2 protein-coding genes and 5 rRNA genes are annotated in these 16,602 nt (G+C 57.6%); 1 reads left to right on the forward strand and 6 read right to left on the reverse strand.

Annotated elements, in window-relative coordinates:
• Nucleotides 1-19 precede the first annotated feature (19 nt).
• From JOF46_RS02165 to JOF46_RS02185, 5 genes are all read right to left on the reverse strand, one after another.
• Nucleotides 20-3,153 (reverse strand): 23S ribosomal RNA (locus tag JOF46_RS02165).
• Nucleotides 3,154-3,727: 574 nt separating this feature from the next.
• Nucleotides 3,728-5,253: ribosomal RNA gene (locus JOF46_RS02170) — 16S ribosomal RNA — on the reverse strand.
• Together the 16S and 23S rRNA genes form the textbook arrangement of a ribosomal RNA operon.
• Nucleotides 5,254-8,557: 3,304 nt before the next feature.
• Nucleotides 8,558-8,674, reverse strand: a 5S ribosomal RNA gene (gene rrf, locus JOF46_RS02175).
• Nucleotides 8,675-8,846: 172 nt separating this feature from the next.
• Nucleotides 8,847-11,978: ribosomal RNA gene (locus tag JOF46_RS02180) — 23S ribosomal RNA — on the reverse strand.
• A 559-nt stretch (nt 11,979-12,537) separates the two neighbouring features.
• Nucleotides 12,538-14,063: ribosomal RNA gene (locus JOF46_RS02185) — 16S ribosomal RNA — on the reverse strand.
• A gap of 549 nt (nt 14,064-14,612) precedes the next feature.
• Here JOF46_RS02185 and JOF46_RS02190 point away from each other — a divergent pair.
• A complete protein-coding gene (locus JOF46_RS02190) occupies nt 14,613-15,629 on the forward strand; it encodes an NAD(P)H-dependent flavin oxidoreductase (protein ID WP_209905822.1) in 1,017 nt (338 codons plus the stop codon).
• 19 nt (nt 15,630-15,648) lie between these two features.
• On the opposite strand, the gene panC is transcribed toward JOF46_RS02190, so the two are convergent.
• Entirely contained in the window at nt 15,649-16,584 is a 936-nt protein-coding gene (gene panC / locus JOF46_RS02195; RefSeq protein ID WP_342592336.1) for a pantoate--beta-alanine ligase, read from the reverse strand.
• Between the last annotated feature and the right edge of the window lie 18 nt (nt 16,585-16,602).

Consider the following 16,602-nt stretch of genomic DNA (forward strand, 5'->3'; position numbering starts at 1 on the left):
ACGCAAGGTGTGGTGTTTGTGGTTGAAGTTGTCGGCCTATTAGTACGGGTCAGCTTCACGAGTCTTTGGTCCTCGCTTCCACATCCCGCCTATCAACCCAGTGGTCTGGCTGGGGGCCTCTCGCCACACAAGGTGGCGTGGAAATCTCATCTCGAAGTGGGCTTCCCGCTTAGATGCTTTCAGCGGTTATCCCTTCCGAACGTAGCTAATCAGCGGTGCACTTGGCAGTACAACTGACACACCAGAGGTTCGTCCGTCCCGGTCCTCTCGTACTAAGGACAGCTCTTCTCAAATTTCCTGCGCGCGCAGCGGATAGGGACCGAACTGTCTCACGACGTTCTAAACCCAGCTCGCGTACCGCTTTAATGGGCGAACAGCCCAACCCTTGGGACCTACTCCAGCCCCAGGATGCGACGAGCCGACATCGAGGTGCCAAACCATGCCGTCGATATGGACTCTTGGGCAAGATCAGCCTGTTATCCCCGAGGTACCTTTTATCCGTTGAGCGACGGCCGTTCCACAACGTGCCGCCGGATCACTAGTCCCGACTTTCGTCCCTGCTCGAGCTGTCGCTCTCACAGTCAAGCTCCCTTGTGCACTTACACTCGACACCTGATTGCCAACCAGGCTGAGGGAACCTTTGGGCGCCTCCGTTACTCTTTAGGAGGCAACCGCCCCAGTTAAACTACCCATCAGGCACTGTCCCTGACCCAGATCATGGGCCGAAGTTAGGTGACCGGTACAGCCAGAGTGGTATTTCAACGATGACTCCACCCGAACTGGCGTCCTGGCTTCAACGTCTCCCACCTATCCTACACAAGCTGCACCGAACACCAATACCAAACTATAGTAAAGGTCTCGGGGTCTTTCCGTCCTGCTGCGCGTAACGAGCATCTTTACTCGTAGTGCAATTTCGCCGAGTTCATGGTTGAGACAGCGGGGAAGTCGTTACTCCATTCGTGCAGGTCGGAACTTACCCGACAAGGAATTTCGCTACCTTAGGATGGTTATAGTTACCACCGCCGTTTACTGGGGCTTAAATTCTCAGCTTCGCCCACAAGGGGCTAACCGGTCCTCTTAACCTTCCAGCACCGGGCAGGAGTCAGTCCGTATACATCGTCTTGCGACTTCGCACGGACCTGTGTTTTTAGTAAACAGTCGCTTCCCCCTGGTCTCTGCGGCCCACACCCGCTCCGGAACGCAAGGTTCCATCACGGGGCAGGCCCCCCTTCTCCCGAAGTTACGGGGGCATTTTGCCGAGTTCCTTAACCATGATTCTCTCGATCGCCTTAGTATTCTCTACCTGATCACCTGTGTCGGTTTGGGGTACGGGCGGCTAAAACCTCGCGTCGATGCTTTTCTTGGCAGCATAGGATCACCGAATCACCCCCCCAGGGGGGGCGCCTATCGGGTCTCAGGCATCATGAGTCACGGATTTGCCTATGACTCGCCCTACATCCTTGGACCAGGTCAATTCCATTGCCTGGCTCGGCTACCTTCCTGCGTCACACCTGTTAATACGCTTACCTCCCTGGTTCGGGTCCCACGCCGCACACCCGGTACCCTTCCCGAAGGAAGGATGGTGGGCACTTGGGGTGGTTAGCATCACCAGGTCAATATGGGCGGTTTTTCGCCGGTACGGGAATATCAACCCGTTGTCCATCGACTACGCCTGTCGGCCTCGCCTTAGGTCCCGACTTACCCAGGGCAGATTAGCTTGACCCTGGAACCCTTGATCATTCGGCGGACGGGTTTCTCACCCGTCATTCGCTACTCATGCCTGCATTCTCACTCGTGTGGGCTCCACCGCTGGTTTACACCGCGACTTCACTGCCCACACGACGCTCCCCTACCCATCCACACGGCTGGACCACGAAGGCCTGCCAAATATGTGAATGACGCAACTTCGGCGGTGTGCTTGAGCCCCGCTACATTGTCGGCGCGGAATCACTTGACCAGTGAGCTATTACGCACTCTTTCAAGGGTGGCTGCTTCTAAGCCAACCTCCTGGTTGTCTTCGCAACTCCACATCCTTTTCCACTTAGCACACGCTTAGGGGCCTTAGTTGGCGTTCTGGGCTGTTTCCCTCTCGACTATGAAGCTTATCCCCCACAGTCTCACTGCTGCGCTCTCACTTGCCGGCATTCGGAGTTTGGCTGACGTCAGTAACCTTGTAGGGCCCATTAGCCATCCAGTAGCTCTACCTCCGGCAAGAAACACGCAACGCTGCACCTAAATGCATTTCGGGGAGAACCAGCTATCACGAAGTTTGATTGGCCTTTCACCCCTACCCACAGCTCATCCCCTCCATTTTCAACTGAAGTGGGTTCGGTCCTCCACGCGCTCTTACACGCGCTTCAACCTGGCCATGGGTAGATCACTTCGCTTCGGGTCTAGATCACGCCACTGACTCGCCCTATTCAGACTCGCTTTCGCTACGGCTTCCCCACACGGGTTAACCTCGCGACGTAACACTAACTCGCAGGCTCATTCTTCAAAAGGCACGCTGTCACCCCAACAAGGAGGCTCCAACGGATTGTAAGCGCACGGTTTCAGGTACTATTTCACTCCCCTCCCGGGGTACTTTTCACCATTCCCTCACGGTACTTGTCCGCTATCGGTCATTGGGTAGTATTTAGGCTTACCAGGTGGTCCTGGCGGATTCAAACGGGATTTCTCGGGCCCCGTCCTACTTGGGATGCTCTCACAAAGCGGCGGAACGCATTCGCACTACGGGACTCTCACCCTCTATGGTCCGGCATTCAAGCCGATTCGCCTATGCGCCCGCACCTCACTTCACCAGTCCGGCAGAACTGGTATGTAAAAGTCCCACAACCCCGACCATGCAACGCCCGCCGGCTATCACACATGGCTCGGTTTAGCCCCATCCGCGTTCGCTCGCCACTACTAACGGAATCACTTTTGTTTTCTCTTCCTGCGGGTACTGAGATGTTTCACTTCCCCGCGTTCCCTCCACGCAGCCTATGTGTTCAGCTGCGGGTCATGCGGCATGACACCGCATGGGGTTTCCCCATTCGGAAATCCTGGTCTCAACGTCCGGTTATCGACTCCACCAGGCTTATCGCAGATTCCCACGTCCTTCTTCGGCTCCCAATGCCAAGGCATCCACCGTGCGCCCTTAAAAACTTGACCACAAACAAGGGTCAAAAATTTTACATGAGCTAAAACATTACAATCGAAAGAACCAAGGAAACACACACCCGAGGGCATGTGCACCAAGATTCATTATCATAAGAAATTGCTTTGCAAAACAAACAAACCGGCCAACAACCCAAAAGGGCATCGGCCAATCCTGTTTCACAAGATGCTCGCGTCCACTATGCAGTTCCCAAACAACAACCCCGTCACACCCACCACCGGCACCCGCACCAAACGGTGCAGCAATGCGGCTTAGGCCATGCGCGGGAACACTGAAAAAACAAAACCCGGCCCTCCGCGCACCCCGCAAAGGGGGCAGCGAAAACGCCGGGGCCTGTTGTTTCAGGACCCAACAGTGTGCCAAAAGACCATCCACCCCGCAGCCACCATCCTCTTCCAACCCGCAAGCGAGCGTACTGGAGACGGCAACCACAACATGAACAGCCGTGATTTGTTGATATTCCACCCTTGAGCACTCGCCCACCAACACAAGTGGTGGATGCGAGCAGCACTGAACACCCGCAACAAACCACTGAGGATCCATTGCCTGGTGCTAGTTGCTCCTTAGAAAGGAGGTGATCCAGCCGCACCTTCCGGTACGGCTACCTTGTTACGACTTAGTCCCAATCGCCGGTCCCACCTTCGACGGCTCCCTCCCACAAGGGGTTAGGCCACCGGCTTCGGGTGTTACCAACTTTCGTGACTTGACGGGCGGTGTGTACAAGGCCCGGGAACGTATTCACCGCAGCGTTGCTGATCTGCGATTACTAGCGACTCCGACTTCATGGGGTCGAGTTGCAGACCCCAATCCGAACTGAGACCGGCTTTTTGGGATTAGCTCCACCTCACAGTATCGCAACCCATTGTACCGGCCATTGTAGCATGCGTGAAGCCCAAGACATAAGGGGCATGATGATTTGACGTCGTCCCCACCTTCCTCCGAGTTGACCCCGGCAGTCTCCCATGAGTCCCCGGCATTATCCGCTGGCAACATGGAACGAGGGTTGCGCTCGTTGCGGGACTTAACCCAACATCTCACGACACGAGCTGACGACAACCATGCACCACCTGTGAACCAGCCCCAAAGGGGAAACCGTGTTTCCACGGCGGTCTGGCACATGTCAAGCCTTGGTAAGGTTCTTCGCGTTGCATCGAATTAATCCGCATGCTCCGCCGCTTGTGCGGGCCCCCGTCAATTCCTTTGAGTTTTAGCCTTGCGGCCGTACTCCCCAGGCGGGGCACTTAATGCGTTAGCTACGGCGCGGAAAACGTGGAATGTCCCCCACACCTAGTGCCCAACGTTTACGGCATGGACTACCAGGGTATCTAATCCTGTTCGCTCCCCATGCTTTCGCTCCTCAGCGTCAGTTAATGCCCAGAGACCTGCCTTCGCCATCGGTGTTCCTCCTGATATCTGCGCATTTCACCGCTACACCAGGAATTCCAGTCTCCCCTACATCACTCTAGTCTGCCCGTACCCACCGCAGATCCGAGGTTGAGCCTCGGACTTTCACGATAGACGCGACAAACCGCCTACGAGCTCTTTACGCCCAATAATTCCGGATAACGCTTGCGCCCTACGTATTACCGCGGCTGCTGGCACGTAGTTAGCCGGCGCTTCTTCTGCAGGTACCGTCACTTTCGCTTCTTCCCTACTGAAAGAGGTTTACAACCCGAAGGCCGTCATCCCTCACGCGGCGTCGCTGCATCAGGCTTTCGCCCATTGTGCAATATTCCCCACTGCTGCCTCCCGTAGGAGTCTGGGCCGTGTCTCAGTCCCAGTGTGGCCGGTCACCCTCTCAGGCCGGCTACCCGTCGTCGCCTTGGTGAGCCATTACCTCACCAACAAGCTGATAGGCCGCGAGTCCATCCCTGACCAACAAGTCTTTCCACCAAGGACCATGCGGTCCACGGTGCATATCCGGTATTAGACCCAGTTTCCCAGGCTTATCCCGAAGTCAGGGGCAGGTTACTCACGTGTTACTCACCCGTTCGCCACTAATCCCCCCAGCAAGCTGGGGGTCATCGTTCGACTTGCATGTGTTAAGCACGCCGCCAGCGTTCATCCTGAGCCAGGATCAAACTCTCCGTAAAAAAATACAGACACAACCAACACGACCCTGGAAAAAGGGTTGCGGGTTGCACCAAGTAAAAAAATCCCGGCAAATTGCCCCAGGCATCCACACGGGGGTGCGGACCCTGAAACCATTCACCAATAAAATAAATAAATTGGTATCAACAAATTTGGCACACTATTGAGTTCTCAAACAACAGACGCTTCCAACTTCCACGACCCGGACTGACGTTTCCTGCCGGCGCTTCGCTCTGGAGCAACTTGTCTACCTTACCCCACCGCGTGTCCCGACGCAAATCCACCGTTTCCGGCCCGATCTGGTCTAACATGCGGTTCCCGCCGTCGTTTCCGGCGCACAAGGCAACCGGGAAACATTGGGTGGGGGTTTTGGTAGAGATTTCGGTCGCCCGGCGATTCCTCCAGCGGCTTTCCCGCTGTGTCCCTCGCGGCGACTTAGAAAACTATACACACCATTTCCCACCACCGCAAATCGGCGGTTACCACCACTTACTGCTCCAAGAACCCATACAAACAAAGGGAAGGAGTCACCATCGTTGGGCCGCATGAGGCCAATTGGCGGAAACAGCAATAAGTGATCCGCGCCATGCCGCCATCCCCGTATTCAAGCGCAGGCAGACTGCACGATTCAGGACGATAGGTAGCTCAGGAGAGTTTCATTCAGCTACAGCAGGAATTCCTTGAGCAACAGACTGAACAGGGCCCAGGCAGAAAAGTCCCCCACCCTTTGTTGGGTTGTCCACGAGCTTTGGGAGCCACCCGGTACATCGGTTCCTCGAAATCAGCAACGGTCCTCCAGCTCGGATCCGAACCCCGCGCCGATCCAGCAATGCAAGCACGAGAGCATTGAAGTCGTAGATGCCTGCCAGCCTGGTCTTCACGTCGGTCGTAGACTACCGGGGATGGCGATCGGGATCCCACGAGCCTACTATTCCCAGAACATGCCACGGGCAGCCCATACCGGTTTCAAGTTCGCCCACACAGTCTTCGGTACACGCCATACGCGCATCCGGCATTTGCTCTAGGTTGTGACGGAGTTCGATTGGCTCACTGCGGGCTAACTACACCGCGTTGGCGCCGAGCTCGAGCACTTTTCCAGAGCAAGCGTTGGGCCGCCTCTCCGACGCCGAGGCGATCCCTCATACGTTCCTGGCCACGGAGTTCCGGTAATAAGGGAGTCCGACGCCAAAAGCAATGACTCCACAGCTGCTTTGCTGCAATTCTCAACCGGATTGACGGGCCGCCGCATAGATAGCGATTCGACAGCTGACGGAGAATTTACACCGAGAGTGCCCGGTAGCTACCACGCAGACATCCTGCCACCGCCAGGACTGAAGTAGAGCTTTGCCGCTCCCTGTTCCCAAGGACTCCCCCAGTGGTGACTAGGCTGTCGGGAATTCAAAGGCGAAATGGCCATGCCGACAGTCTTGGCTATGGATGCGGGCACCCGCTACGGGGCCGATCCACAATCCTCTCGGTTGTTGTCGACTGCGGCCTGAATATCTGACGTGATTGCGCTTTGCCGTGCTCTGAAACGGGCGTCACGATGATGACGACACCGACGATTGTTGCCACGTACGCGGCAGCATTGCCGACGATTGCGACACAATGACGACCAAACCCACCCAATCCTTCGGCATCCAAGGCTGCGCCGCCATCGTCAACCAACGCGCTCGGTAAAAGCAAACACTCCACGTCCAAGCAGTCACGTCATTCCGAGTGATCAGTCCCTATACGGTCTGGGTAAATCCGGGCCAGCGCGGGATGCAGAAGATCTGGAAGCAGAGTGCCGCGGCCTGACGCTGGTACGCGCAGGGTTGTCTGAATGTGGTCATCAGGAGATGCCCACATGCGGCCAAGCTGAGCCCATTTATGGCCACATGCCAGTGGTTGAATATCCGGAGGTTTGAGAGCCACCGGATATTGCCTGTCAGTGCCACCAATATCGCCGTTGAGAGCCAGTACCACCCCGGGCGGGGGGAGCCACCGGACTCCAACGGATCCTTCCAGAGCTGAACGGCACCGATCTTCTCGCGCAAGTTGTACCTTCCGGTTTCCCTTCAGATGGCGTTGTGAGTGATCCGGCTCATGTTCGCTTCGGCGTCGCCGCCGAAGCCCAGCCGATGGCGGCAGTCATTCTATGGAAACTGCCTGCAGAACATCGGCGAGGTCGAGCCGCATCAGCGTTCCCAAGACTCGATCCGCTTGCAGAGATGCTTCCCGGTAGCGCTCTTCGGCAACAGCCCGCCGATCGTCGGCAGAATGGAGTCCGCAGTGCACTTCCAGAGCTTCGCGGTGCCCAGTAGCCTGTTGTGCTGACCAGTCGGGAGAATCGGTCGAGGCCGGGCCGACTCACGTCGTGGGGCCAGCCACAAGCCGACGGCAAAGTGGTACCCCTGGAGAATATTACTGTCTTCCCGGGATGGTCCCCACACGCGATACTGACGGCTCTCAAAGGGGCTAGTGGCGGCCCTGAAGGACAATGCTCGCGTTTTGGCGGGGTGGCTCTGAACGGCAATATTGGTGGCTCTCAAAGAGTCAAATATTCCCTAATGGTCATCCGCGTGTGCACCATTCGCTGTCAACGGGTGGAATGCGTTCGGGTAAAAGGCATCCACGCACTGCGTTGAATCGTCGCCAACAAGGGTTGTGCCTGGTCAGGGCCGGGCACAAGTCAGCGCCGGCACGTGCCGGCTTGGATTCGTTGCCATTACGGGGAAGGACCGGTTTGTCGAGACGCACCGGTCATGTTGGTCTACTTCCGTGCCGATGGCCGATGGGGAACAGACTCGTAGCTGGATTCCACATGTCCCGGGCGGAAATCCACTACCCATGTGCCAGTGTCCTCGAGCGTTTGGGCAAGCCTCTGGCGGGCAACCCTCGTAGCCATGCATAGCAAATACTATGACTTGATGATTTTCGACAGAGGGCACTTTCCCATGGCCGCCAACAACTCTGTCCTGCGGTGATCGGTTTGACCTGGGCGTTCAGTCCGGTTCTGCCGAAGGTCACATCCGACCTCCGCGGATGCGAAGCATCACGGTGCCGTTGGGATGTGCTTGCGGAGGGTCAGTCTCTTGGCACAAAATCCGGCCGCGATCTGATTGCGCGTGGGGCGGTCGGGTGGCCCGGTGCCTATCGTTGCGCGTGGGGCGGTCGGGTGGCCCGGTGCCTATCGTTGCGCGTGGTGCCGGCCGCCGGGGCGGGTGGTTAACGGGGTGCGGCCCCCGGCGGGTGCCGGGGGCCGCAACGGGCGTTAAGCATCGGAACCCCCGGGCCAGGGGCCTGGGGGTTCCGGGACAAGTTGTCCGGCGGTGACCTACTCTCCCACACCCTCCCGAGTGCAGTACCATCGGCGCGGTGGGTCTTAGCTTCCGGGTTCGGTATGGGACCGGGCGTTTCCCCCACGCTATGACCGCCGTAACCTTCTCAACCGCATCCCCGGCTCCGGTGAAGGGCAGGGGGGGTGGGTAAAATTGGGGTACGACCACAATAGTGGTTGTTGTTGTTGTGGTTCCGCGAAAACAAGGGGTTGTTGTTTCGGGACCGCATAGTGGACGCAGCGTATCTTGCCACACGCAAGGTGTGGTGTTTGTGGTTGAAGTTGTCGGCCTATTAGTACGGGTCAGCTTCACGAGTCTTTGGTCCTCGCTTCCACATCCCGCCTATCAACCCAGTGGTCTGGCTGGGGGCCTCTCGCCACACAAGGTGGCGTGGAAATCTCATCTCGAAGTGGGCTTCCCGCTTAGATGCTTTCAGCGGTTATCCCTTCCGAACGTAGCTAATCAGCGGTGCACTTGGCAGTACAACTGACACACCAGAGGTTCGTCCGTCCCGGTCCTCTCGTACTAAGGACAGCTCTTCTCAAATTTCCTGCGCGCGCAGCGGATAGGGACCGAACTGTCTCACGACGTTCTAAACCCAGCTCGCGTACCGCTTTAATGGGCGAACAGCCCAACCCTTGGGACCTACTCCAGCCCCAGGATGCGACGAGCCGACATCGAGGTGCCAAACCATGCCGTCGATATGGACTCTTGGGCAAGATCAGCCTGTTATCCCCGAGGTACCTTTTATCCGTTGAGCGACGGCCGTTCCACAACGTGCCGCCGGATCACTAGTCCCGACTTTCGTCCCTGCTCGAGCTGTCGCTCTCACAGTCAAGCTCCCTTGTGCACTTACACTCGACACCTGATTGCCAACCAGGCTGAGGGAACCTTTGGGCGCCTCCGTTACTCTTTAGGAGGCAACCGCCCCAGTTAAACTACCCATCAGGCACTGTCCCTGACCCAGATCATGGGCCGAAGTTAGGTGACCGGTACAGCCAGAGTGGTATTTCAACGATGACTCCACCCGAACTGGCGTCCTGGCTTCAACGTCTCCCACCTATCCTACACAAGCTGCACCGAACACCAATACCAAACTATAGTAAAGGTCTCGGGGTCTTTCCGTCCTGCTGCGCGTAACGAGCATCTTTACTCGTAGTGCAATTTCGCCGAGTTCATGGTTGAGACAGCGGGGAAGTCGTTACTCCATTCGTGCAGGTCGGAACTTACCCGACAAGGAATTTCGCTACCTTAGGATGGTTATAGTTACCACCGCCGTTTACTGGGGCTTAAATTCTCAGCTTCGCTCCGAAGAGCTAACCGGTCCTCTTAACCTTCCAGCACCGGGCAGGAGTCAGTCCGTATACATCGTCTTGCGACTTCGCACGGACCTGTGTTTTTAGTAAACAGTCGCTTCCCCCTGGTCTCTGCGGCCCACACCCGCTCCGGAACGCAAGGTTCCATCACGGGGCAGGCCCCCCTTCTCCCGAAGTTACGGGGGCATTTTGCCGAGTTCCTTAACCATGATTCTCTCGATCGCCTTAGTATTCTCTACCTGATCACCTGTGTCGGTTTGGGGTACGGGCGGCTAAAACCTCGCGTCGATGCTTTTCTTGGCAGCATAGGATCACCGAATCACCCCCCAGGGGGGGCGCCTATCGGGTCTCAGGCATCATGAGTCACGGATTTGCCTATGACTCGCCCTACATCCTTGGACCAGGTCAATTCCATTGCCTGGCTCGGCTACCTTCCTGCGTCACACCTGTTAATACGCTTACCTCCCTGGTTCGGGTCCCACGCCGCACACCCGGTACCCTTCCCGAAGGAAGGATGGTGGGCACTTGGGGTGGTTAGCATCACCAGGTCAATATGGGCGGTTTTTCGCCGGTACGGGAATATCAACCCGTTGTCCATCGACTACGCCTGTCGGCCTCGCCTTAGGTCCCGACTTACCCAGGGCAGATTAGCTTGACCCTGGAACCCTTGATCATTCGGCGGACGGGTTTCTCACCCGTCATTCGCTACTCATGCCTGCATTCTCACTCGTGTGGGCTCCACCGCTGGTTTACACCGCGACTTCACTGCCCACACGACGCTCCCCTACCCATCCACACGGCTGGACCACGAAGGCCTGCCAAATATGTGAATGACGCAACTTCGGCGGTGTGCTTGAGCCCCGCTACATTGTCGGCGCGGAATCACTTGACCAGTGAGCTATTACGCACTCTTTCAAGGGTGGCTGCTTCTAAGCCAACCTCCTGGTTGTCTTCGCAACTCCACATCCTTTTCCACTTAGCACACGCTTAGGGGCCTTAGTTGGCGTTCTGGGCTGTTTCCCTCTCGACTATGAAGCTTATCCCCCACAGTCTCACTGCTGCGCTCTCACTTGCCGGCATTCGGAGTTTGGCTGACGTCAGTAACCTTGTAGGGCCCATTAGCCATCCAGTAGCTCTACCTCCGGCAAGAAACACGCAACGCTGCACCTAAATGCATTTCGGGGAGAACCAGCTATCACGAAGTTTGATTGGCCTTTCACCCCTACCCACAGCTCATCCCCTCCATTTTCAACTGAAGTGGGTTCGGTCCTCCACGCGCTCTTACACGCGCTTCAACCTGGCCATGGGTAGATCACTTCGCTTCGGGTCTAGATCACGCCACTGACTCGCCCTATTCAGACTCGCTTTCGCTACGGCTTCCCCACACGGGTTAACCTCGCGACGTAACACTAACTCGCAGGCTCATTCTTCAAAAGGCACGCTGTCACCCCAACAAGGAGGCTCCAACGGATTGTAAGCGCACGGTTTCAGGTACTATTTCACTCCCCTCCCGGGGTACTTTTCACCATTCCCTCACGGTACTTGTCCGCTATCGGTCATTGGGTAGTATTTAGGCTTACCAGGTGGTCCTGGCGGATTCAAACGGGATTTCTCGGGCCCCGTCCTACTTGGGATGCTCTCACAAAGCGGCGGAACGCATTCGCACTACGGGACTCTCACCCTCTATGGTCCGGCATTCAAGCCGATTCGCCTATGCGCCCGCACCTCACTTCACCAGTCCGGCAGAACTGGTATGTAAAAGTCCCACAACCCCGACCATGCAACGCCCGCCGGCTATCACACATGGCTCGGTTTAGCCCCATCCGCGTTCGCTCGCCACTACTAACGGAATCACTTTTGTTTTCTCTTCCTGCGGGTACTGAGATGTTTCACTTCCCCGCGTTCCCTCCACGCAGCCTATGTGTTCAGCTGCGGGTCATGCGGCATGACACCGCATGGGGTTTCCCCATTCGGAAATCCTGGTCTCAACGTCCGGTTATCGACTCCACCAGGCTTATCGCAGATTCCCACGTCCTTCTTCGGCTCCCAATGCCAAGGCATCCACCGTGCGCCCTTAAAAACTTGACCACAAACAAGGGTCAAAAATTTTACATGAGCTAAAACATTACAATCGAAAGAACCAAGGAAACACACACCCGAGGGCATGTGCACCAAGATTCATTATCATAAGAAATTGCTTTGCAAAACAAACAAACCGGCCAACAACCCAAAAGAGCCATCGGCCAATCCTGTTTCACAAGATGCTCGCGTCCACTATGCAGTTCCCAAACAACAACCCCGTCACACCCACCACCAACACCCGCACCAAACGGTGCAACAATGCGGCTTAGGCCATGCGCGGGAACACTGAAAAAACAAAACCCGATCCCGCAAGGGGACCGGGGCCTGTTGTTTCAGGACCCAACAGTGTGCCAAAGACCACCCGCGCTCATCAATGGTCCCCGTTCCAGCCACCGGACAAGCCGGGGGCGTACTAGAAGACCATCCACCAGCGATGGACGGCCGTGATTTGTTGATATTCCACCCTTGAGCACTCGCCCACCAACACAAGTGGTGGATGCGAGCAGCACTGAACACCCGCAACAAACCACTGAGGATCCATTGCCTGGTGCTAGTTGCTCCTTAGAAAGGAGGTGATCCAGCCGCACCTTCCGGTACGGCTACCTTGTTACGACTTAGTCCCAATCGCCGGTCCCACCTTCGACGGCTCCCTCCCACAAGGGGTTAGGCCACCGGCTTCGGGTGTTACCAACTTTCGTGACTTGACGGGCGGTGTGTACAAGGCCCGGGAACGTATTCACCGCAGCGTTGCTGATCTGCGATTACTAGCGACTCCGACTTCATGGGGTCGAGTTGCAGACCCCAATCCGAACTGAGACCGGCTTTTTGGGATTAGCTCCACCTCACAGTATCGCAACCCATTGTACCGGCCATTGTAGCATGCGTGAAGCCCAAGACATAAGGGGCATGATGATTTGACGTCGTCCCCACCTTCCTCCGAGTTGACCCCGGCAGTCTCCCATGAGTCCCCGGCATTATCCGCTGGCAACATGGAACGAGGGTTGCGCTCGTTGCGGGACTTAACCCAACATCTCACGACACGAGCTGACGACAACCATGCACCACCTGTGAACCAGCCCCAAAGGGGAAACCGTGTTTCCACGGCGGTCTGGCACATGTCAAGCCTTGGTAAGGTTCTTCGCGTTGCATCGAATTAATCCGCATGCTCCGCCGCTTGTGCGGGCCCCCGTCAATTCCTTTGAGTTTTAGCCTTGCGGCCGTACTCCCCAGGCGGGGCACTTAATGCGTTAGCTACGGCGCGGAAAACGTGGAATGTCCCCCACACCTAGTGCCCAACGTTTACGGCATGGACTACCAGGGTATCTAATCCTGTTCGCTCCCCATGCTTTCGCTCCTCAGCGTCAGTTAATGCCCAGAGACCTGCCTTCGCCATCGGTGTTCCTCCTGATATCTGCGCATTTCACCGCTACACCAGGAATTCCAGTCTCCCCTACATCACTCTAGTCTGCCCGTACCCACCGCAGATCCGAGGTTGAGCCTCGGACTTTCACGATAGACGCGACAAACCGCCTACGAGCTCTTTACGCCCAATAATTCCGGATAACGCTTGCGCCCTACGTATTACCGCGGCTGCTGGCACGTAGTTAGCCGGCGCTTCTTCTGCAGGTACCGTCACTTTCGCTTCTTCCCTACTGAAAGAGGTTTACAACCCGAAGGCCGTCATCCCTCACGCGGCGTCGCTGCATCAGGCTTTCGCCCATTGTGCAATATTCCCCACTGCTGCCTCCCGTAGGAGTCTGGGCCGTGTCTCAGTCCCAGTGTGGCCGGTCACCCTCTCAGGCCGGCTACCCGTCGTCGCCTTGGTGAGCCATTACCTCACCAACAAGCTGATAGGCCGCGAGTCCATCCCTGACCAACAAGTCTTTCCACCAAGGACCATGCGGTCCACGGTGCATATCCGGTATTAGACCCAGTTTCCCAGGCTTATCCCGAAGTCAGGGGCAGGTTACTCACGTGTTACTCACCCGTTCGCCACTAATCCCCCCAGCAAGCTGGGGGTCATCGTTCGACTTGCATGTGTTAAGCACGCCGCCAGCGTTCATCCTGAGCCAGGATCAAACTCTCCGTAAAAAAATACAGACACAACCAACACGACCCTGGAAAAAGGGTTGCGGGTTGCACCAAGTAAAAAAATCCCGGCAAATTGCCCCAGGCATCCACACGGGGGTGCGGACCCTGAAACCATTCACCAATAAAATAAATAAATTGGTATCAACAAATTTGGCACACTATTGAGTTCTCAAACAACAGACGCTTCCAACTTCCACGACCCGGACTGACGTTTCCTGCCGGCGCTTCGCTCTGGAGCAACTTTTCAAGCTTAGTCCCATTCAAACCCGGAGTCAAATCGACTTCCGGAATTCATTTGGAATTCTTCGCATCCGCCTTCCGCGGCTCTCCCTTTCGGGCTAAGCTGCGGGGCTCGGTGCGAGAAACAACTCTACGCGCAACCCGCCCGAATGTCCAAACGGGCCCCTCCTGCACCGTCCAGGCACCTGGATCCGCGGAAACACGGGGGCGATTCCGGGTTTTGACTCGAGAATCCCCGCAATCCGCCAATATCGGCCTATGAGCGCTGCATCACAACAACCACGCTGCATCAGTCCTAGACTGAAAAACATGCCTGAACTTCCAGAGAACACAGCCGTCAGCATTCACCCCGCCAAGAAATTGCAGCAGGTTCTTGGTTATGCCGAACCCATCTTCAATGCCTCCATGGCCGGGGCTGCCGGCGGCGCACTGGCCGCAGCAGTGTCGGCAGCGGGTGGTTTTGGCATGTTGGGCATTGGCGGAAACACCACCAAGGAGTGGATCGACGGCGAGGCAGCAATTGCGGCTTCTTCCGGTCGCCCCTGGGGAGCCGGTCTGATGGCCTGGGTCTTGGACAAGAACCTCGATCCCTTGGAACAGGTCCTGGAACACGGTCCATCCTTCGTCTGCATCAGCTTCGGCGAACCGGGCCCTGCTGCTGCATTGGTCCATGAATCCGGAGCATTGACCGGGATGCAGGTAGGCAATGCAGCCGAACTCTCCCGCGCACTCGAAGACGACATCGATGTAGTGATCTGCCGCGGGAACGAGGGCGGGGGCCACGGCCGGAACGAAGTCTCCACGCTCCCCCTGCTGCAACTGGCCCTGGAAAAGACCAACAAGCCGGTGATCGCAGCGGGGGGACTGGCAACGTCCGCCGGGGTGGCGGCCGTCCTGGGCGCAGGGGCTTCGGCGGCCTGGATCGGCACGCGCTTTGCCGCGGCCACGGAATCGATGAGCCACCGGAACATCAAGGATGCAATCGGGGCCGCCGGCATCGATGACACCATCTATACGCGGGCCTTTGACATCGCCCAGAGAATCGACTGGCCGGTGGAATACGGCGGCAGGGCCCTGCGCAACGACTTCAGCGACAACTGGGCCGAAGACCTCGAGGCGCTCGGCGCCACGGTCGACGCAAGCGACGCGCTGACCGACTCGATCAACGAAGCCCGGGCGAAGGCAGACCCTTCTTTGGCTCCGGTCTATGCCGGTCAATCCGCAGGACTCTCCGCCGCCGGCCAAAGCGCCGCGGAGATCGTCGCGGACCTGGCCCGCTTCCGCTCGGTACTGCAGCAGGCTGCCCAACGCTGGGAATTCGCCTAGCCCGCACGTTTCCTGGTGCTCAGTAGCCCAGTGACATGTTGTCGATCAGCCGTACCTTGCCGACCTTCGCCGCAACCAGCAGCAGGCCCTCGCCGGTGAACGGGGTGTCCTGGCAGTTGAAGGCCAGCTCCTGCAAGGTGCGCGGGTCAACAAGTTCGAAGTAGTCCAGCTCCACCAGCGGTTCCATCTCGAAGAGCCCCGCGGCGTCCTCCAGGTACAGCGGTTCATGGCGGTCGGCCCGCCCCTTGACCAGGTTCAGTGCCCGGTGGATCACCAGTGCGGCCTTCGCTTGCTCCTTGGTGAGGAACTGGTTCCTGCTGGACAGCGCCAGTCCCTCTGCGCTGCGGATGATCGGCACCGAGCGGATCTCGACCGGATAGTTCAGGTCCGCCACCATGCGGTTGATCAGCACCAGCTGCTGGGCGTCCTTCTGTCCGAAGTAGGCACGGTAGGCAACGGGGACCCCCAACGAAGCCGGCGGCATACAGAAGTGAAGCAGCTTGGCAACCACCGCAAGCATCCCGTCAAAGTGCCCGGGACGCGAGGCGCCCTCGAACTTCTCGCCCAGGGCCCCGGAATCGAGCTTGACCAGCGGACGGCCGTCGGGATAGACCGTCGACACCTCGGGGGCAAAGACGATGTCGGCCCCGGCACGCGCCAGGATCTCGATGTCGGCGTCCAGGGTGCGCGGGTAGCGCTCGAAGTCGGCCCGGTCATTGAACTGCAATTCGTTGACGAAGATGCTGACCACCAGCACGTCGTTTTGCTCCCGGGCGGTGGACACCAGCGATTCGTGCCCCGAATGCAGGGCCCCCATGGTGGGCACCAGCCCGAGGGCCGCCGGGCTGTTTCCCGGCGCCAGCCCCTCGAGCGCCTGGACAATGGCCGTCGAGAGCTCGGCGGCGGTACGAACGATGCGGAGGGCGCGGCTGGCGGAATTTGCTGGTGTGCTCACCATCCCAGCTTAGCTTTG

The organism is Paeniglutamicibacter psychrophenolicus, assembly GCF_017876575.1.
Taxonomy (GTDB): Bacteria; Actinomycetota; Actinomycetes; order Actinomycetales; family Micrococcaceae; genus Paeniglutamicibacter; species Paeniglutamicibacter psychrophenolicus.